This is a genomic window from Allobacillus salarius (assembly GCF_007559425.1).
GTDB classification, from domain to species: domain Bacteria; phylum Bacillota; class Bacilli; order Bacillales; family Alkalibacillaceae; genus Allobacillus; species Allobacillus salarius.
Genome location: NZ_VMHE01000032.1, coordinates 1 through 20,414 on the forward strand (window position 1 = coordinate 1; position 20,414 = coordinate 20,414).

Below are 20,414 nucleotides of genomic sequence, written 5' to 3' on the forward strand. Positions count from 1 at the left end.
AATTGAACCGCCGTATACGGAACCGTACGTACGGTGGTGTGAGAGGTCGGAGGTTAACTACCTCCTCCTACTCGATTATTTAAAAAGGAGGATTCTAAATGTTAGAACTGAAATATTTGCGTAGTAATTTTGACGAGGTTAAACAAAGATTACAGCATCGTGGTGAAGATCTATCCGAATTGGATCACTTTGAAGACATGGACCGTAAACGCCGGACATTGATCCAAGAAACAGAAGAATTAAAAGCACGCCGAAATCAAGTATCTAAAGACATTTCTACATTAAAAAAAGAAAAGCAGGATGCAGATCACTTAATCAAAGAAATGCGTGAAGTGGGCGATCGTATTAAAGCGATTGATCATGAATTAAAGGAAGTTGAGGAAAAGTTGAATCATCTACTCCTCTCTATCCCGAATATTCCACATGAGTCTGTTCCAGTCGGCGAAGATGAAGAAGATAATGTGTTGGACCATGACTGGGGTGAGATTCGCGAATTTGGCTTTGAGCCGAAGCCACATTGGGACTTGGCAACGGAATTGGATATTCTTGATTTTGAACGAGCAGCAAAAGTGACAGGAAGCCGGTTTGTCTTCTATAAAGGCTTAGGTGCACGATTAGAACGTGCCCTATTAAATTTCATGATGGATTTGCATGCCGACCAACATGGGTATACGGAAATGTTAACACCGCAAATTGTTAACCGTGACAGCTTGACAGGGACAGGTCAGCTCCCTAAATTTGCGGAAGACGTCTTTAAGCTAGAAGACCTTGATTATTTCATGATTCCTACTGCAGAAGTACCCGTTACAAATTATCATCGTGATGAAATCATTGATATCGATGATCTACCGAAGAAATACGTTGCATATAGTGCAAATTTTCGTTCTGAAGCGGGTTCTGCAGGGCGTGACACCCGTGGTTTGATTCGACAGCACCAATTCAACAAAGTGGAACTCGTTCAATTTGTGAAGCCTGAAGAGTCATATGAAGCATTAGAAAATCTAACAGGAAATGCGGAGAAAGTGCTTCAGTTATTAAAGCTTCCTTATCGTGTAATGAGCATGTGTACAGGTGATTTAGGATTCACTGCCGCTAAAAAATATGACATCGAAGTTTGGATTCCAAGCTATGAAACTTATCGTGAAATCTCTTCTTGTTCTAATTTTGAGGCATTCCAAGCACGTCGGGCAGGTATTCGTTTCCGTCGTGAGCAAGGCGGGAAGCCAGAATATGTCCATACATTGAATGGATCAGGATTGGCGATTGGTAGAACAGTTGCAGCCATCTTAGAAAACTACCAAGAAGAAGATGGATCTATTACGATTCCAGAAGTTTTACGACCGTACATGGGCGGTTTGGAGAAGATTACAGCACCAGATGCAAAGTAAATTATAAAAAGGGAGCAGGTATTTACCTCCTCCCTTTTTTTACGATTGGCTGGTGAAAACAAAATGAGACGGAGTTACTCCCGCCTTTAATAAACTAATTAAAATCTTATTATGTACGGCAAAATAAGAGCTAAATAAACTTTTTTCGAAAAAAATCGCTAATTCGGTTGCTTAAACTTTTCGCATATGATATATTTTTAAAGTGTCAGCCAAACGGAGGAGTACCCAAGCCTGGCTGAAGGGAGCGGTCTTGAAAACCGCCAGGGGCTTTGCGGCCCGCGGGGGTTCGAATCCCTCCTCCTCCGCCATAATATTACAAGCCAAGCAGGCTAGTCTTTGTAAAAGGACTAGTCTGTTTTTAATTTATTGGGAACTTTTAACGGTTGCTCTCTTCTTCCTTTATCTTCAACATTCATTAGCTTAGCTTCAACATTTAACAAAAAAAGCACCGACCGAAGTCAGTGCTTAGTTATTAATATGATTGTCTTCCACATCACTTGACCAAGATTATGATCGAATCAACTTTCTAGATGTTTGAATCGATTTGCCAATCCGTTCTAATAACGGGTCGATCGATTGTTCGTGATTCAAAAGATCATAATCATTAATGTTCACTCGCATCACTGGGCATGTATTAAAATTATCAATCCAATGTTCATATCGGTCGTACATCTCTTTCCAGTACTCCACAGGTGTTTCTTGTTCCATCTTTCTTCCACGAGCTTGAATTCGGTCAAGTATATCTTCGAAAGAACCTTCCAAATAAATGAGTAAATCTGGATGCGGAAAATATGGTGTCATGACCATGGCATCAAAAAGATTTTTATACGTATCGTAATCCGTAGGGGTCATCGTCCCTTTATCGTAATGCATTTTGGCAAATATGCCTGTATCTTCATAAATGGATCGATCTTGGACAAAACCACCACCATATTCAAAAATTCTTTTTTGCTCCTTAAACCGTTCTGCCAAGAAATAAACTTGCAGATGAAAACTCCAACGCTCAAAATCTTTATAAAATTGATCTAAATAAGGATTTCCGTCAACTTTTTCGAATGATGTTTTAAATCCTAATTCGTTCGCCAGTGCAGAAGTCAAAGTAGATTTCCCTACTCCCACAGTGCCGGCTACTGTAATGACAGCATTTGACGGTATGCCAAATGTCGTTAATTGACTCATGAAATAACTTCTCCTTTAAATATATGTTTTTCAATCAATGAGAGAATCTCATCTAGATCTGAACTATTTTTAACGAAATCCAATTTGTCACCATCTAATCGGATGACTGGAATGTCTGGATGGTTTTGTTCAAATTCATCCATAAAATCCTCATAATCTTGCCTGATTTGTTCCAAATAGGAAGCTTGAATATTTTGTTCGACTTCCCTGCCTCGAAGCTGTATACGTTCAATTAAGGTATCTAAACTAGCTGTTAAGTAAATAAGTACGTTTGGTTTAGGATGTCCCTCGGTGAGAATATCATAAATTTTCCGGTACTTTTCGTATTGTTCTTCTTTTAAAGTACGTTTTGCAAATATGGTATTTTTAAAAATGTGATAATCAGATACAACTGGCTTTCCAGCGTTTAAATAATGCTTTTGAATGTCTTCCAATTGTTTATATCGATTGCAAAGGAAAAACATTTCTGTTTGGAAACTCCATTCATCAATATTCTCATAGAACTTTTCGAGAAATGGATTTTCTTCAACGATTTCCCGTAGTAAATGATAGTAAAAATGAGAAGCTATTTTATTTGAAAGAGAAGTTTTTCCTACTCCAATTGGTCCTTCAACAGCGATAAAAGGTACTTGTTGATCCATATAAATCCTCCATTCATCTCATGAAAATTCATTGTCTTAACATCATACCAAAAAACATATTAAAATTGGACGGTTTTCGACAAATAGAAAAATTGATTATATATCCTATTTGACTCACCTATACCAAAAAGTAGCACGTACATAAGGTAGTAGTGAATCAAAAAAAATAAGAGGTGATTATATGGGATTTTATGAAGATGATTTAGAGCCTTCTTTTAATGAAGGTGATTGCGGAGGATGTAAAGGTCATTGTGACGACCACGACTGTGTATGTAGAATCTTACGGAAAATCGCAAGAGTTCAAGATGCCACAAATAACGACGGTGATTGCCAGTATGGTTGTAAGCAATCCATTGAGAACTTGCTGTCACCAACTCAGAATGTCAGTGGAAATGACACGGTTCCGTTCATTCTATACTGTAAAGGAGATTGTGATCCCTTTATCGGTCAAAGCGTCCTGCAAGCAATGTCGGGAGGAAATCGTGTTTTTCAATGCTTTGAATCACCAATTTTCCGCGTAAATAAAGTAAAAGACAATTGCTGTGCAGAAATTGAGTTATTGCTTCCAGTGACAATGGGAGGCTCTACTCCTGGACCTGGTGGAGATGATGTATGTGACTATTTCCCTGGCAATTCAATTCGAAACCTTCAACGTACAGGAATCTGTATTACAGTCGATTTGAAAAAATTCATGGGTGTTGCATGCTTAGAGCCAGTTCAAACATTACCAGTATCTGAATTTCGCGCCAGACTCAGAAGTAATTCCACTAGCGCAGCTGAATAGCATCTAATGTTTTATCCCCTTTTTAAAGTCAAGGCTGTTCCTTGGGGAGCAGCCTTTTTTTGAATGAACTTATATATACATATATTTACTCATTTTGTGGAATGAAACTAGTATAGATATAATGAGTATGAAAGGTGGATCGACAAAATGAAGCGTTTATCGGTTGAAGAGTTGGCTAAAAAAGTTTTGAACAAAGAAGCAACAGTGCTATTAGATGTACGTAGTACTGAGGACTTTCAGGATTGGAAGGTTGAAAGTGACCATTTCCAATACGTGAATCAACCATTTTCTTCTTGGAATGGGAACGTCGACCAAATTGCTTCAGATTTGCCTAGTAAGGACCAAGAAATCGTTGTTATTTGCGCTCGAGGAAATAGTTCACAAAAAGCGGCTAAGGCTCTTGTAGAAGCAGGTTATGAAAATGTCTACTCAGTCGAAGGTGGCATGCGTGCTTGGAGTGAGCATTTAGAGCCGGTCAAAATCGGAAATTTAAAAGATGGCGGAGAGTTGTACCAGTTCGTTCGTTTAGGAAAAGGCTGTCTATCATATGTCGTTATGAAAGATCAAGAAGCGATTATTATCGATCCGGTACGTATGACAGATAAATTTATTGAATTTACGAATGAAAAAGGAGTAACAATCAAGCATGTCATTGACTCTCATTTGCATGCTGACCACATTTCCGGTGGACATGAATTGGCTAAAAAAACTAATGCAACGTATTGGCTACCTCCCGATGATGCAGATGAAGTCGTATTATCTTATGAACCTTTAAAAAATCAAAGTGAAATTAAGATTGGTGATTCGCCGGTTACCATTCAAGCCGTTTATTCACCAGGGCATACGAAAGGTTCTACCTCTTTATTGGTTGATGAACAATATTTATTAAGTGGAGATATTTTGTTTATCGAGTCAATCGGGCGCCCCGACTTGGCAGGGAAAGCAGATGCCTGGGTCAATGATTTAAGAATCACGTTATATGAAAAGTACTCTGACTTTTCAGATGATCTAATCGTATTACCAGCCCATTATTCGTCTAATCATGAAATGAATGAAGATGGAGCGGTTGCGGAGAAATTAGGTGTGTTATATGAAAAAAATAAAGGATTACAAGTTAACGATGCAGAAGAATTTCGTCGAATGGTCACTGAAAACCTTCAACCACAACCGAATGATCATGAACGAATTCGCCAAGTGAATATGGGGAAAGAAAGTCCTGATCAAGAAGAACGAAGAGAAATGGAAATCGGTCCAAATCGTTGTGCGGTATAGTGATTGTCATTAATAAAAAAGTAAAGGCTGAGACAAAATCTTTAAAGTTGACTCAGATACGAACCTTCTAATTCAGTGCAGCGGAAATACTCGCTTCGGAAATATACTCCGCTTTTACCCACAGGGCATAAGGCGACATCTGCGATAAATCGCAGTGTCTTCTATATCGCGGGCAGCTGTTGAGCCTCCTCGTGCTTCGCACTGCGGGGTCACACCTAGGCTTTTGCTCTCGACGCCCAGGACGGGCTAGTGTCAACGTTGGCCACAGGACGTGGCCGCATTTAGTTGACCGCAGAAGTCTCCGTATATTTCCTACGCTAAATTAGATTGTCATTCGTGTTTCTGAGTTTATAACTTTGATTTGTTCCAGCCTTTTTTTTGTTCTTTATTAGAATACAAGGTACATTTTATTTACCTTCAATAAATTCAATAAACGACTCAATTCTCTGATCAAGAAATTCGAGTGTGTTTTGATCGGTTACTTCACCAGTATCTTCATCTATTTTTGTTTGAGCAGTTGTAATCGTCACTTCATTTGCTCCTGGCGGAAGTACATTAGCTCTTAAGGCACTCAATACTTGTCTTAATTGAAGCTGTGCACGTAGCGTTCCTGCGTTACTGATGGAAGCGCCAAGAATCATTACCTTTTTATCAATGAATACTTTATCAACGCGAGAAGCCCAATCCAGCGCATTTTTCAGTACACCGGGAATAGACCAATTATATTCAGGTGTAATGATGAACACGGCATCCGCTTCTTTAATATGTTGTTTAAACGTTTTAACAGCTTCTGGTGGATTGTGCTCATCATCTTGATTGTAATGTGGAATGTCTTTTAATTCGGCAATGTCTAAAGAAAACTTTTCCGAATATCTTTGCTGCATAGCCTTAGCTAAGTGCATATTGTATGATTTTTCTCTAAGGCTACCTACGATGGTAAATACGTTCATTACTGATCCTCCTATAGCGATCTAAGTTGTCAAATAAAATTCACCATCTAGTATACCATTGATTAACTACACTTCCACCTTGACGATTTTTATGAGATTCATCTATGACTTTGGCACAATCGTTTGGTTTAGTTCCTCTGGTGTCATATCAAAAAATTGCGGATCATATAAATGACACGCTACATAGCGTCCTTCTTCTGCTTCGAGCCATTTTGGTGTTTGTTCTGCACATATATCCCTTGCGAAAGGACAGCGTGTACGAAAGACACAGCCAGAAGGTGGATCAATAGGACTTGGTAATTCACCTTTTAAAATGACGCGAGACCGCTGTTCTTCTACTTTTGGATCTGGAATAGGAACAGCAGATAAGAGAGCTTGTGTGTATGGGTGAAGCGGTTTTTCATATAATCTTTCACTGTCTGTCAACTCGACGATATGTCCGAGATACATGACAGCAATTCGATCTGAAATGTGTCGCACCATCGATAAGTCATGGGCAATAAATAAGAATGTTAATCCTTTTTCTTCCTGCAAACGCTCTAATAGATTAATGATTTGAGCTTGTACGGAAACGTCGAGTGCTGAAATCGGCTCATCACAAATAATAAATTCAGGCTCCAACGCTAACGCACGTGCAATACCAATCCGCTGTCGTTGGCCACCACTGAATTCATGGGGATAGCGAGTAGCATGGTCACGGTTTAATCCTACTTCTTCCAATAGTTCATAAATACGATCCTGTCTTTCTTTTTTATTTTTGTACAAACCATGGACTTCCATCGGTTCAGCGATGATTTCTTTGACTGTAGAACGCGGATTTAACGATGCATAAGGATCTTGGAAAATCATTTGCATCTTTCGGAAATAGTGTAAGCGATTCTTATCGGAGATTTCATGAACATCTTTTCCATCATAAAGAACTTCACCATCCGTCTTTTCGTATAGGGTGAGTAACGTTCTTCCAGCGGTTGATTTCCCACATCCGGATTCCCCGACTAGACCAAATGTTTCCCCTCTGTGGACATCAAATGAAATCCCGTCCACTGCTTTTAACGTTTGTCCACGGCCGACACCAAAGTGTTTTTTTAAGTTTTTCACTTCTAAAATTGGTCGATAGCTCATCTCATTATTCCCCCGGTGTTTTATGATATCTTCGTGCTAAGCGGAATTCTTTCTCGTATTTGGTTCCTGTTAAAGGAGTAATTTCGATTCCTTTACCGGTCAATGGAGCATGAATCATTTTGTCGTCTCCGTAATAAATACCGACATGCGTAATTTTTTCTGGCGTTTCTTCTTTCGCAAAAAATAGTAAATCACCGATTTCAAGCTCATCTTTCGAAACTTCGGTACCATCATTTGCTTGATCACTTGCATCACGTGGAATTTCATACCCTTGTGCTTTATGCATATTGTAACTAAATCCTGAACAGTCATACCCGAAGGCACTCATGCCGCCCCAAAAATATGGAAGCGATAAAAATTGCTTGCCGGTTTCGACGATTTCTTTCCCGCTACCTTTGGCGAGATCATGAATCGATGAAGCAATCACTACATCTTTCTTATATAACCAAGCTTCGCCGGTTGGCGTTTGAACCTTTACTTTTAAATCTTCGTGTTCGATGATCGGCAAGTAGGTCATGAAGCTTAATTGAAAAATAGGTTCGTCGTTGTCGTCGATTAAATTAGCTACTTTTTTCGTGACGACAGCAACCTCATCTCTGTTCCATAATTCTTGCTTAACTTCTTTTAATTGTATCGTCGGGACCCATCCCGGATAGCCACGCTCATCTTTCCCGGAAGGTTGTCTGACAGCAATAATTTTAGACCAATCACCATCAGTCTCTTCCACAATGACTTCTTCGCCATACAATAATTGCGATTGAACAAGATTGTCATCACATAGACCTTTACGTAATTCAAAGCTCAATGCGTCATACCAATCTTCTAACAAAACAGGATTGGATATGCCAGGCTGATCAATTTCCCTTGGAGAAGAAGGGCTTGTCCAAATGGTTGCTACTGGAACATTAACGACCCAAGTTGTTTGTTGTTCATTCATGTTATTGTTCCTCCCTTTTACTGGACTGCTCATGGATCGAATGAATACCTAATCCAGCATCTTTTGAAAAATAAATATGGTTACGTTCGTACGTTACTCCTCCATTTATGAGGTCTTCTTTAAGCATTAATGGAGCATCAAAATCAAAGCGGGTGATATTCGGTTGGCTTGCTGCGAAATGTGCGGCGGCTGAAATGCCGAGTTTCGTCTCGATCATGCTGCCGACCATACAAGAAACACCGAATGCTTCAGCGAGTCGATTAATCTTAAGTGCTTCATGGATGCCTCCTGCTTTCATCAGTTTAATATTGATCAGGTCAGCAGCGCCCATTTCTAGTACCCGTCTAGCATCTATTGATGTGAAAACAGCTTCATCTGCCATAATGAGTGTTTCAGTCTGTTCAGTAACTTGTTTTAACCCTTTCAAATCATGATATTTGACCGGTTGTTCGACAAGTTCAATGTTTAAATTTAAATCTTCCATTTTACGAATGGCATAAATCGCTTCTTTTACAGACCAACCTTGGTTTGCATCAAGCCGGATTGTCGGCTGATCACCGACTTTTTCTCGAATGGCTTTAATCCGTTCGATATCTTTAGCAATTTCATCTTTTCCTACTTTAATTTTTAATAGATTAAAGCCATCTTCAATATATTGTTGTGCATCGTCTGCCATTTCACTAGGTTCGTTGACACTGACCGTATAATCCGTCTCTAGTTCATCACGATAGCCACCGAGCAGCTTGTATAACGGTAAGCCCGTTTGCTGCGCGAAACAATCGTATACAGCCATGTCCAAAGCAGCCTTTGCACTCGTATTGCGAATCATAGCTTGCTGTAAGATTTGCATGACTTCTTCTAATTGATCAATCGACTTTCCGATTAAAAGGGGCTTGTAGACTTGATTGATGGCATAATCGATACTGTGAAGAGAATCCCCAGTGATGACATGGGTTGGTGGTGCTTCACCGTATCCGCTAATTCCGTTGTCGGTAGTCACCTTGACGTACACGGATTCAGCTTCAATGACTGTCCGCAATGCTGTTTTGAATGGTTTTTTTAAAGGAATTTTTACTGTATAAGTTTCGATCTCTTGAATCCGCATAGCGTATATAGCCTACTTTCTTAAATTCTATGATTCTTTAACACCTGGTTGGATGGATAATGATTTACTTTTAGTTGATAACGTTGCCCGAGTGCCAAGTGGTATAGCAAAATGAGGCTGGCAATGACCAATCTGAAAACCTTTCATTACCGGTTTTTTCAATGATTGAAAATAATCGGTAAGAACAGTTTCCAATGTTAAAGATGGTTTTCTCGTTGGTACTGCGTTTTTAAAATCGCCGACGATAATCCCAGCCGCATCATCTAATTTTCCAGCATGCATTAATTGGGCTAGATAACCGTCAATCCGATAAGGTTCTTCGTCAATGTCTTCAATGAACAGCAATTTTCCTTTCGTATCGAGTTCATATGGACCACCAAGACTACTTGCAATTAACGTTAAATTTCCTCCAACAATTTCGCCTTGAGCTTCACCTTCCGCAATTACTTCTAAAGTAGAAAAGGATTCATCGTACACGAGCGAAGTCGGTTCAAATAACTGGTTGAATTGTTTTTTGGAAAGTGGATGAAAATCATCCTTTCCGACATCTGACGCCAGCATCGGTCCGTGGAAAGTGACGAGTCCTGTTTCTTGGCGAATGGCTGTGTGCAAATAAGTTAAGTCACTATATCCCCAAAAGATTTTCGGATTCTTTTTGATTAATTCATAATCTAGCCGGTGGGCGATTCGTGCGGTTCCATAACCCCCGCCTGCAAAGATAATTCCCTTAATGGAATCATCTGCAAACATGGCGTGCAAGTCTTCTAATCTTTCATCATCTGTACCAGCTAAATAGCCATGAACGTTTTTGAGATGTTTTCCTTCTTGAATAGATAATCCAAGACTTTCAATAAATGCTTTTGATTTTTGATAGTTTTCGATATTTGACGGGCTAGCCGGGGCGATCACCCCAACGGTATCCCCATGTTTTAAAGGTTTAGGTAGCATCATATAGTTACTCCTTCGGTGAAATAATGGAATCAAAGAGGAGTATTCCATAATCAAACTCCTCTTTGACTCGATTGAAATTGTTTATTGTTTGGAAGCCCATTTCAATTCCATATAGCCTACAGGATGTCGTACAATACCTGATACTTCAGGCTTTTGTAGTCCAACTTGATTATAAAAGTGAATTGGGAAAAGCGGTAATTCATCAAATAGAACTTTTTCAGCTTCATAGAGATATTCATAACGTTTTTCTTCATCCGCTTCATTTTTCGCATTCGCGATCAACTCATCATATTTTTCGTTTGACCAACCAGTACGGTTCATCGAAGAATCTGTTACAAAGCTTTCCAAGAAGTTAACCGGGTCGGCATAATCTGCTAGGAAAGAACTACGAGAGAACTGTAAATTCAAGCTTTTCTGGTCTTCTAAAAATACGTTCCATTCGGTATTCTCTAATGTCACATCAACGTCTAATTCTTCACTATAAATCTCTGCCATATATTCAGCGATCGCTCGGTGGGCGTCACTCGTATTATATGAAAGAACGACTTCAGGCAATTCGTCGTAGCCCTCTTCTTCCATACCGTCTTTTAAAAGCTGGCGTGCTTCTTCAGGGTCATGAGTTAATAGATCTCCATTCTCTTCGCGGAAGTCATTTCCGTTCGCATCTGTGAATCCTGGAGAAACGAACCCTTTCGCTGGTTCTTCGTTATTTTTCGTAATGTATTGAACGATATCTTCTTGATTGATTACTTTAGCGAACGCTTTACGGATTTTTTCGTTTTGGAAAGGTTCCATTTCTACGTTAAAGCGGTAGAAGTAAGTACCTGCCTGATCTACGAAAAACGCATCTTCACTATCCAATAGCTGTTCAGCCAAGTCAGATGGAATGGCAGCTGTATCTAACTCACCACTCTCATACATTTGATATTCCGTGTTCTCTTCGTTGACCATTGCCCAGTGAACTTCTTCTAGCTCAACATTTTCTGCATCCCAATATTCTGGGTTCTTTTTGAACGTAAAGTGACTCTCATGCTCCCATTCAGATAAAGTGAATGGTCCGTTACTGACAAAAGAATCCGCTTCAGCATGCCAATCTGGATTCTCTTCTGCAACTGCTTTATTAACAGGGAAGAAAGCAGGATTTGAAACTAAATCAAGGAAAAATCCAGTCGGTGCATTCAATGTTACTTTCAATGTCTTTTCATCTTCAGCGACCAAGCCAAGATCTTCGGCACTTCCTTCACCATTGTTAAACGCTTCAGCTCCTTCAATGAAGTAACCGAGAAAAGCAGCTGGAGAAGCTTCATCTGGGTCTAATAAGCGAGTCCATGCAAAAACGAAATCTTCCGCAGTTACCGGATCACCATTTGACCAATTGGCATCTTCACGTAGTGTGAATGTATATTCCAACCCGTCATCTGAAATGTCCCATTCTTCAGCAATACCACCAGCCGGTTGATGCGATTCATCTAAACGCGTCAACCCTTCCATTAAGTTGTTTAGCGCGTTCCAAGAAACAGCATTAAATCCTTGTGGTGGATCAAAGGATGTCGGCTCACTACCGTTATTTAAACGAAGTACATTGCCACTACTTGTATCCGATGATTCTTCATCCGATTCTGTTTCCTCTTTGTCCGTAGATTCCTCTGAGTTTGAATCATCGGAACTTGAATCCCCTTCTGAACTTTCATCATTACCAGTAGTACAAGCAACTAGAAATGTAAGCATAAGAACTAATAACAATACCAACCATTTTTTCACGTTGTTTCCTCCTTTTTATTCATTAAATTTGGTGTATGAACTCTCTCATCATAAAGCCAACAGTCTGCATAATGCGTTTCACTTGGCTCGTGACGGAGAGGGTATACCTTTTCACATACGAACATGGCATGTGGACATCTAGCAGTAAATGGACACCCAACCGGCGGAGAAAATAAATCTGGTGGTGTGCCATCAATCGGTTCCAATTTTTCTCCCTTTTGGTCAAGACGTGGTATCGAATTCAATAGTCCTTGTGTATATGGGTGTTGAGGTTCATAGAAAACTTCATATTTCGTTCCTGATTCAATGATTTTTCCGGCGTACATGACGGCAATTCGATCGGCTGCCTTTGCGACAACGCCTAAGTCGTGCGTAATCAAAATAATCGCGACATTCGTTTCTTCTTGAATGGTTTCAAACAACTCCAAAATTTGTGCTTGAATGGTGACGTCGAGTGCTGTTGTCGGTTCATCGGCAATCAATAGATCCGGTTCACAAATTAAAGCAATAGCAATAACGATCCGTTGGCGCATACCCCCACTAAATTGGTGTGGGTATTGTTTGAGTCGCTCTTCTGGATTCGGTATTCCGACGAGATCAAGCATCTCGAGCGCTTTTTGTTCAGCTTCTTTTCGAGATACGTTTTTATGCTGTCGTAAGCCTTCCGTCAATTGGTTACCGATTGTTAACGTTGGGTTTAACGCGGTCATTGGGTCTTGGAAAATCATCGAGATGTCTACACCGCGAATTTTCCGCATGTTTTTATCGCTTTCTTTAGCTAAGTCGTTACCTTTAAAGATGATTTCACCGTTTGCTATTTTACCGGCGGGTGATGGGATTAAGCGCATGATGCTATTTGCCGTCACACTCTTTCCGCAACCGGATTCGCCGACAATCGCCAATGTCTCACCTTCATGAAGTTCGAAATCGACGCCGCGGACAGCTTTGATTTCCCCGCCATAAGTTGAAAACGTGATATGAAGGTCGTTTACTTCAAGAATTTTTTTCATTGAGGTTACCTCCTGAGTTTCGGGTCTAGGGCATCTTGTAAGCCATCACCAAGTACGTTAAAGGCGAACATCGTTGCCGAGATGAAAAATGCTGGGAAGAATAAGCGCCACCAATGCCCAGACAAAATCGTTGTCAGTGCATCATTGGCCATTACACCCCAACTAGCGAAAGGAAATTGGACGCCGAGACCTAAGAAGCTTAAAAAGGCTTCTGCAAAGATGGCTGTCGGTACCGTTAACGTCATTTGAACGATGATCGGCCCCATTGTGTTAGGGAGCAAATTTTTTCGGATAATCCGACTCGTTTTTGCGCCAAATGACTTCGATGCATGGACGAATTCATAGTTTTTGATCTGTAAAACTTGTCCACGGACAATCCGGGCCATACCTACCCAACCCGTAACCGTCAGTGCCAGAATAATCGTCGAAAGACTCGGTCCTAAAACAACCAATAACAAAATAACGACGAGTAAATAAGGTAATCCGTATAATATCTCGACAATCCGCATCATAAGATTATCGGTTCTTCCGCCTTTATAGCCTGAAACCCCTCCATAAATGACACCAACAGTAAAATCAATGAGAGCAGCCATAATTCCGACGAACAAAGATATCCGAGCACCATACCATGTCCGTGTAAAGACATCTCTTCCAAGATTGTCTGTCCCGAACCAATAGGTAGAAGATGGCGGCTGATTTTGATTTGCCAAGCTTGTTTCACTAACTGAATAAGGTGTTAAGTAGGGACCGATGATTGCCATAATTCCTAATAGAATGAGAAAAATCAGTCCACCCATTGCTATGTAATTGGAACGAAGTCGTATCCAAGCGTCCTTCCAATAAGAAAGTGACGGACGAACAACGGTATTGGCTGAATCATTCGCTCCTTCCAACGGTTTAAACCAATCTAAGGGAATCTCTTTTGAATTCGGATCAATGTGGTCGTGTGATTGTGTTGTTTGTGATTTCATCGTTAATTCCCCTCTTCCTTGTGCAGTTTAATCCGAGGGTCTAACAACCCGTATGCGATATCAACTAAAAATAAAGCGAACACGAGAAATGCACTATAAAAAACGGTTGTGCCCATAATGACCGGATAGTCCCGTTGGTTGATACTCTCAACAAAGTACTTGCCCATTCCAGGAATCGCAAAGATTTTTTCGATGACAAAGGTTCCTGTAAGGATACCTGCTAATAAGGTTCCTAAGATTGTAACGACAGGCATCAGTGCATTTTTTAAGGCGTGTTTAATTACAACTTTGTAAGGGGCTAATCCTTTTGCACGCGCCATCTTAATGTAATCTTGTGTTAACACTTCCAACATGCTTGACCGTGTTAACCGTGCAATAATAGCCATTGGACCAGTCGCTAATGCGAGCGTCGGCAGAACCATATGCATCGGTGATTGCCATGTAGCAACAGGGAAGAATCCACCATTAACGGCTAATTGCTGAATCAATAATGTCGCTAACACAAAGTTCGGGATGGAAATACCGAGTACGGCGATGGTCATCGCAAGGTAATCGATAATTCCGTTGTGACGCAAAGCGGCCAATACCCCTAAAATAATTCCAGAAAAGAGTGCTACTAAGATTGCGATGATTCCAAGCTCTGCTGAGATCGGAAAACCTCTTCCAAGTAAATCGTTTACTGTACTATTTGGTTTTTTAATAGATGGACCAAAATCTAATGTCGCAATCGATTTTAGGTAAATAAAATATTGAACAATAGGAGGTTCATCTAAATTAAAATGCCGTTCCAAATTCTCTTGAACCGCTTCATTGGAAGTTCTCTCTTCGTTAAACGGAGAACCGGGAATGGCGTTCATCAATACAAAAGTGAGTGTTGCGATAATCCAAATTGTTAAGATCATCATGAAAAATCGTTTGAGGATATAACGGACCATGATTAAACCTCCCTAGGAAAAGGTTGCTTGCATCGCTAATTCTGTCATGACAATCATTGCTCTGTAAGCTTCCAAAATATCCTTTGCTTCGAATTTGACGGTACAGCTATTTGGCTCTATTGTCGTTCCTGGCATAAATGCCGCCAACTCTGCTTGTCCATAATTCACAAATTCAATACGCAACGTTGGATTTTTCGGTGGGGTCAAAGGCTTTACTTGGAAGCGATTTTTGATAGCTTCTTCCGTTTTTCTTTCCAGTAATTCACCTGCATTTTTCAATGATAGCGATTTCACAGCTGAGCGAGTAATGCTCTCCTTAACGGCAGCTGTCGTTACATGTGGAATTAAAGCTTCTGCTTCGACTGCAGCACGGTCATCCCCACCAACCAAAAGTACTGGGACATCGTAATAACCAGCTACTAAGGCATTGAAGCCCAACTCGCCGATCTCCATATCGTTAATATAAAAATTACGAACACCAAAGATCATGGAATGTGACATCACACCTGGTTGTCCAGCTCGTGCATGGTAGCCAAGAAACATTGCCCCATCAAAGGATCCATCAAGTCCTTGGACCATGGAATAAGGTTTTACCCCGCCTGTAATTAAATCAGCTTCCGGATGAAGCTCATCAATTAAAAGGTTATTCATTTTTGAGTGACTGTCATTGACCAAAAGGGACTGACACCCTTTCTCAAAAGCTTGTTTAACGACATGATTGACTTCTTTTGTCATAATTCTTCTACTTCGTTCATAGTTATGTAATTGTGAATCTACAAACGTATGGTCAGGCAGTCCGGTAATGCCTTCCATATCAACGGATAAATATAACTTCATTTACAATTCACCTCTTAAGATGTATAAACTTATTTGATAATTTAAAATATTACCATAAAATGTTGGTAAACACAATGAGACCATTGATGTATAGAGTCAGTCATAACCGTTATTCATTTGTTTTTCTTTTCAAGATCCATTATCTTATATACAATGAAAACATAAATAATTTAGAATATTTTTATGATAATGAATAATTAATTTAAATACGAGGTGATTTTATGAGTGAACAAGTGTTGAAATCAGAGGCCGGCCAACATAATTTAATGGACTATGCGAAAACGTATAATAACTTCGACTGGGAAGAAGCAAAGAAAGCCTTCTCTTGGTATGAAACGGGTAAAGTGAACATGGCCTATGAAGCGATCGACCGCCATGCAGAAACGGCGGAAAAGAAAGATCAAGTAGCACTTTACTATGAGTCACCTGATCGAAAAGAATCTTATACGTTTGATCAATTGAAAAAAATGAGTAACCAATTTGCAAACGTATTGAAAGAACATGGAGTCAAGAAAGGTGACCGCGTGTTCATGTTTATTCCAAGGTCTCCAGAATTCTACGCATCCTTCTTTGGAATCTTAAAAGTGGGAGCGGTTGCAGGACCGTTATTCGAGGCATTTATGGAGCAAGCAGTGAAAGATCGTTTAGAAGACAGTGAAGCGAGTGTGCTTGTGACAACCCCAGAGTTACTCGGCCGTGTCCCTGAGAATGAGCTACCAAAACTCGAAAAAGTCGTATTAGTCGGTGAGAAGGTTGAAGCTGACGGACGTTATATTGATTATCATGCAGAAATGAAGCAGGCGAGCGAAGAATTCGATATTGAGTGGGTAGACTTAGAGGATGGCTTGGTGCTTCATTATACTTCCGGCTCAACAGGAAAGCCAAAAGGTGTTTATCATGTGCATCATGCGATGATTCAGCATTACCAAACAGGAAAATGGGTGCTAGATTTACAAGATGATGACGTTTATTGGTGTACCGCAGATCCAGGTTGGGTAACTGGCACGAGTTATGGAATTTTTGCGCCTTGGCTAAACGGTGTGACAAACGTCGTTGTTGGTGGACGTTTCAGCCCAGAAGCTTGGTACGGTGCACTCGATCGCTACAACGTAACTGTTTGGTATTCTGCTCCGACAGCATTTCGTAAGTTGATGAGTGCTGGAAAAGAAGAGATTAAGAAACATGATTTATCTAGCCTCCGTCATATCATGAGTGTCGGGGAGCCATTAAACCCTGAAGTCATTCATTGGGGAATGAAGGCGTTTGATTTACGCATTCACGATACTTGGTGGATGACAGAAACCGGTGCACAGTTGATTTGTAACTACCCGACGGTCGATATCCGGCCAGGTTCGATGGGGAAACCAATTCCAGGAGTGACAGCATCCATCGTTGACGATCAAGGAAATGAATTGCCACCAAACCAAATGGGTAATTTGGCTATTAAAGAAGGCTGGCCAGCGATGATGCGTAAAATCTTGAATCGCCCTGAGAAATATCAAAGCTACTTTGTTAACGGATGGTATGTTTCTGGCGATAGTGCTTACCGAGACGAAGACGGTTACTTCTGGTTCCAAGGTCGTGTTGATGATGTCATTAATACATCCGGTGAACGGGTCGGTCCGTTCGAAGTTGAAAGTAAGCTGATTGAACATGAAGCGGTCGCAGAAGCGGGCGTAATCGGTAAACCGCATCCTGAGCGTGGTGAAATCGTCAAAGCCTTTATTTCATTGAATGAAGGTTATGAAGAATCCGATGAATTATTGGAAGACATTCGTCAATTCGTCAAAACAGGCTTGAGTGCTCATGCTGCTCCTCGAGAAGTCGAAGTCAGCAACAAGATTCCAAAAACCCGAAGCGGTAAAATCATGCGTCGTCTGTTGAAGGCACGTGAGCTCGGTTTACCTGAAGGGGATACGTCTACATTGGAATATTAATCAACGAAACCCACTTTAGGCCGGAGTATGCCTAAAGTGGGTTTTGTATGTTAAAGAGTGATGTTGATCTCATTATTCAAAAAATCGAATTAGACTTTCCAGCTCACAAATTTCACCTTTAATAAAACTTCCCAATTTTCTTGTAAGATCATCTATTTGACTGAGGACAGTTACGAGAAAAAAAGTCGCACGAACACTATAAGGGCTTTCAAGTTTATTATCGGCAGTTACCTCAACACCTACATAACCTCGATTCCCACACAAAAAGAATCGCATAGATAAAAAATGACTCACATTTTCTACATCTTCCCCAGTAATCCACAGAAATTCCTTTTGCTTAAAATTGGCTAAATCCATTACTCCTTCATTTAACTTTTCTAGTTCTTCATTATCAGTAAATATATTGAGGTTCATGCTGCAACGACCTGTCCAGAAATCTAAACTTAGTTCAAAGAAACTATCGTTATCATCAACCCATATCTTTTTTATTTTCACACTTGGTTGAGTCATCTTTTTTTTATTCCCCTTGTTGGTTATTGTTTGGGGTGTGCAACAACTGGACCGATTCTGGCATAACTTAGTGCAACAATCGCGCCCGATTATTTAAGATTGAAAAAAATGAATACCACAAAATTGCTATAAATTAATTTAAGAACGCTATCAATAGTGAATAAAGTAGCTCTTTTTTAAACGGGTTAATATCTATTTTTGGCTTCTTTGTTATATACACACCCTCGAATTAATTTTACCCCCATATGCTAACAATGTGTTATCAGAAAAAGCTAGCTGAAAACACTAAAATTATTATTAGGGGATGACAAACAAATGACAAAATTGTACTCTTATAAAGAGCCTACAGTAATTGTTGGTTCTGCCCAATTTAAAGTTAGAATGATTGAAACTCCATTGAACAACATTAAGACAGAAACTATTAATAAGCCCATATCACAAACAAATTATTCAGGAATAAACGGGGGATTCTTTGTCGGCAATTACACAAGTCCTCCGAAGCGAGGCGATTCTATCGCATGGTCTTATAATGATCAAGGTACAGGGGAAAATCATAATTATAATGGAAGTGCATCAAAACAGGAAAGTAGAAAAACATTTGTAGTATATCAAGAAGGTAACTTTTACTTCGGGGATACAATGAACGCAAAAAATATCACCGAGGTAAAAAATAAATTTCCTCAAGTTAGAGAAGCAATTGGGGGGATTGGTTTGGAAAGCAGTGATTGGGGAAGTGATTTAGCATATTATGGACCCTCCCAAAGAACGTTTATGGCTTTTGATGAAACAAGCAAAAGATTCGGATATCTAATAATTAGTCCAGAGCGGATCAATATCCCAGCGGTAAAATCAATCCTTCTGCAAATAGGATTAGATTCGAAAAATGCTGTAGTGCTTGATGGATCTGGTTCAACAGCATTAAGCATTCCTGAGTATAAATTTTTTGGAGAGAATCGATATATCTTTAACATGATCCGATTACGGAGACTGCAAAGATAGAACACAAAACGAGGGGAATAAAAATATGGAGACAAGAAAATTAACTAATCAGTTAAAGGCAAATTTATGGGCTTCTATTATTTCTGCTATTTTCTTGTCTTCCTCCTTTTTCTTTGTCTATGATTCAAAAATATACCCAACGGATTTCCTATGGGATTTTAGTCTATCGGACCTCGTCCCATTCATCTTACAATTTGGCGGTTTCTATTTTCTTATATTTTTTTTTATCACCTTTTTAATGACATTATTAACAAGATGGTTAAAAAGTCTATTATTTAGATTGGTTCTCTATATACTAATAGGTATATGCTTATCGCCTATTTTATTTCCAATATCAAAACCAAATTCATTTTCATACACTAATGTTTATTCACTTGCCGTGATTACAAGCGTCTTAATATTGGGTATATGCAAAGAGATTTTTAGTAATAAAAACGGTGATTAAGAAGGTGAATTGTTTCTGTCAAAATGTTGGCGAAACCCTTAACTGTATCGATTTATTACAATGCCAGAATATTATCAAGGATGCTAAACTATAAAGAAAAGCAGGGGCAAGATTCAGACGTACTAAAACAAATTTCTCCCATTGCTGGGAGCACATCAATTTGTATGGCCATTAAGAGTTTAATAAACAGGAAGATCAAGTTGACATGGATGCCATTATTCAGAAATTGGCTCAACGAAAGGCTATCTCAGAATAAATAACGTTTCTAATTTCACTATTCAACCTTTTCGAGGGGACGTGCAGAAATACCCTGATTAAAATAAACAGTATGTATAAAAAATAAGCCAGTTTTAATTATAATTAACATTATTTTTTCTACAAAATAAGGGCCAGGTATCTATTGGCTTTATTCCACAATCTGGCCTGATTATCGAACACCACGATGCCCGATTGTCGCCAGTGCATTCCTTGTATAGTTAATGTCTTTCAATATGTATAAGATCATCGGAAGGTGTTAAATAATTTTTTTCTCCTGTTGAAAAATCAGAACCATGACGTTTAATTTCTACATATTGAACTACTTTATCTTCATAAAGAAATACTATTGAACTACCCACCACTTAACAAACTACGGTTGTTTGAAGTGGGGGATTCCTAAGAACACCAGCGTAACCGCCAGT

18 protein-coding genes and 1 tRNA gene are annotated in these 20,414 nt (G+C 39.6%); 6 read left to right on the forward strand and 13 right to left on the reverse strand.

What is annotated here, in order from left to right:
- The first annotated feature begins 98 nt into the window (after window positions 1–98).
- Both serS and FPQ13_RS11950 read left to right on the forward strand, forming a co-directional pair.
- A complete protein-coding gene (gene serS, locus FPQ13_RS11945; protein ID WP_144089552.1) occupies window positions 99–1,388 on the forward strand; it encodes a serine--tRNA ligase in 1,290 nt (429 codons plus the stop codon).
- A 215-nt stretch (window positions 1,389–1,603) separates the two neighbouring features.
- A tRNA-Ser gene (locus FPQ13_RS11950) sits at window positions 1,604–1,696 on the forward strand.
- Window positions 1,697–1,895: 199 nt separating this feature from the next.
- Here FPQ13_RS11950 and FPQ13_RS11955 read toward each other — a convergent pair.
- Together FPQ13_RS11955 and FPQ13_RS11960 are read right to left on the reverse strand one after the other, a co-directional pair.
- Window positions 1,896–2,567, reverse strand: a complete 672-nt coding sequence (locus FPQ13_RS11955) for a deoxynucleoside kinase (protein WP_144089553.1) — start codon at window positions 2,565–2,567, stop codon at window positions 1,896–1,898.
- A complete protein-coding gene (locus FPQ13_RS11960; RefSeq protein ID WP_144089554.1) occupies window positions 2,564–3,208 on the reverse strand; it encodes a deoxynucleoside kinase in 645 nt (214 codons plus the stop codon). Before FPQ13_RS11960 ends, FPQ13_RS11955 begins: the two co-directional genes overlap by 4 nt.
- Window positions 3,209–3,389: 181 nt before the next feature.
- Between FPQ13_RS11960 and FPQ13_RS11965 the strand changes: the two genes are divergently transcribed.
- Window positions 3,390–3,992 (forward strand): CotY/CotZ family spore coat protein, encoded by a 603-nt coding sequence (locus tag FPQ13_RS11965; protein ID WP_144089555.1) that lies wholly within the window; start codon window positions 3,390–3,392, stop codon window positions 3,990–3,992.
- A 147-nt stretch (window positions 3,993–4,139) separates the two neighbouring features.
- On the forward strand, window positions 4,140–5,264 hold the full coding sequence (locus tag FPQ13_RS11970; protein ID WP_144089556.1) for an MBL fold metallo-hydrolase: 1,125 nt from the start codon (window positions 4,140–4,142) through the stop codon (window positions 5,262–5,264).
- A 407-nt stretch (window positions 5,265–5,671) separates the two neighbouring features.
- On the opposite strand, the gene FPQ13_RS11975 is transcribed toward FPQ13_RS11970, so the two are convergent.
- The 10 genes from FPQ13_RS11975 to FPQ13_RS12020 form a co-directional block, all read right to left on the reverse strand.
- Complete coding sequence (locus FPQ13_RS11975) at window positions 5,672–6,214, reverse strand: NADPH-dependent FMN reductase (RefSeq protein ID WP_144089557.1); 543 nt, start codon at window positions 6,212–6,214, stop codon at window positions 5,672–5,674.
- 102 nt (window positions 6,215–6,316) lie between these two features.
- Window positions 6,317–7,336: an ABC transporter ATP-binding protein gene (locus tag FPQ13_RS11980; RefSeq protein WP_144089558.1), complete on the reverse strand. Its 1,020-nt coding sequence runs from the start codon at window positions 7,334–7,336 to the stop codon at window positions 6,317–6,319.
- Window positions 7,337–7,340: 4 nt separating this feature from the next.
- Window positions 7,341–8,273, reverse strand: coding sequence for a C40 family peptidase (locus tag FPQ13_RS11985; protein WP_144089559.1), 933 nt, complete (start codon window positions 8,271–8,273; stop codon window positions 7,341–7,343).
- Window position 8,274: 1 nt separating this feature from the next.
- Complete coding sequence (locus tag FPQ13_RS11990; protein ID WP_144089560.1) at window positions 8,275–9,378, reverse strand: mandelate racemase/muconate lactonizing enzyme family protein; 1,104 nt, start codon at window positions 9,376–9,378, stop codon at window positions 8,275–8,277.
- Between the two features lie 27 nt (window positions 9,379–9,405).
- Window positions 9,406–10,329 (reverse strand): S66 peptidase family protein, encoded by a 924-nt coding sequence (locus tag FPQ13_RS11995; protein ID WP_144089561.1) that lies wholly within the window; start codon window positions 10,327–10,329, stop codon window positions 9,406–9,408.
- 81 nt (window positions 10,330–10,410) lie between these two features.
- Complete coding sequence (locus FPQ13_RS12000) at window positions 10,411–12,090, reverse strand: peptide ABC transporter substrate-binding protein (protein WP_186279676.1); 1,680 nt, start codon at window positions 12,088–12,090, stop codon at window positions 10,411–10,413.
- A complete protein-coding gene (locus tag FPQ13_RS12005; protein ID WP_144089562.1) occupies window positions 12,087–13,100 on the reverse strand; it encodes an ABC transporter ATP-binding protein in 1,014 nt (337 codons plus the stop codon). Before FPQ13_RS12005 ends, FPQ13_RS12000 begins: the two co-directional genes overlap by 4 nt.
- 5 nt (window positions 13,101–13,105) lie before the next feature.
- Entirely contained in the window at window positions 13,106–14,071 is a 966-nt protein-coding gene (locus tag FPQ13_RS12010; protein ID WP_144089563.1) for an ABC transporter permease, read from the reverse strand.
- A 2-nt stretch (window positions 14,072–14,073) separates the two neighbouring features.
- Window positions 14,074–15,006 (reverse strand): ABC transporter permease, encoded by a 933-nt coding sequence (locus tag FPQ13_RS12015; protein ID WP_144089564.1) that lies wholly within the window; start codon window positions 15,004–15,006, stop codon window positions 14,074–14,076.
- Between the two features lie 12 nt (window positions 15,007–15,018).
- On the reverse strand, window positions 15,019–15,843 hold the full coding sequence (locus FPQ13_RS12020; RefSeq protein WP_144089565.1) for a M55 family metallopeptidase: 825 nt from the start codon (window positions 15,841–15,843) through the stop codon (window positions 15,019–15,021).
- Between the two features lie 221 nt (window positions 15,844–16,064).
- Here FPQ13_RS12020 and acsA point away from each other — a divergent pair, with 221 nt between their 5' ends.
- Window positions 16,065–17,780, forward strand: coding sequence for an acetate--CoA ligase (acsA, locus tag FPQ13_RS12025; RefSeq protein WP_144089566.1), 1,716 nt, complete (start codon window positions 16,065–16,067; stop codon window positions 17,778–17,780).
- A gap of 72 nt (window positions 17,781–17,852) precedes the next feature.
- On the opposite strand, the gene FPQ13_RS12030 is transcribed toward acsA, so the two are convergent.
- A complete protein-coding gene (locus FPQ13_RS12030; RefSeq protein ID WP_144089567.1) occupies window positions 17,853–18,290 on the reverse strand; it encodes a hypothetical protein in 438 nt (145 codons plus the stop codon).
- A gap of 315 nt (window positions 18,291–18,605) precedes the next feature.
- On the opposite strand from FPQ13_RS12030, the gene FPQ13_RS12035 reads away from it, so the two are divergent.
- Window positions 18,606–19,289: a phosphodiester glycosidase family protein gene (locus tag FPQ13_RS12035; protein ID WP_144089568.1), complete on the forward strand. Its 684-nt coding sequence runs from the start codon at window positions 18,606–18,608 to the stop codon at window positions 19,287–19,289.
- The last annotated feature ends 1,125 nt before the right edge of the window (window positions 19,290–20,414 follow it).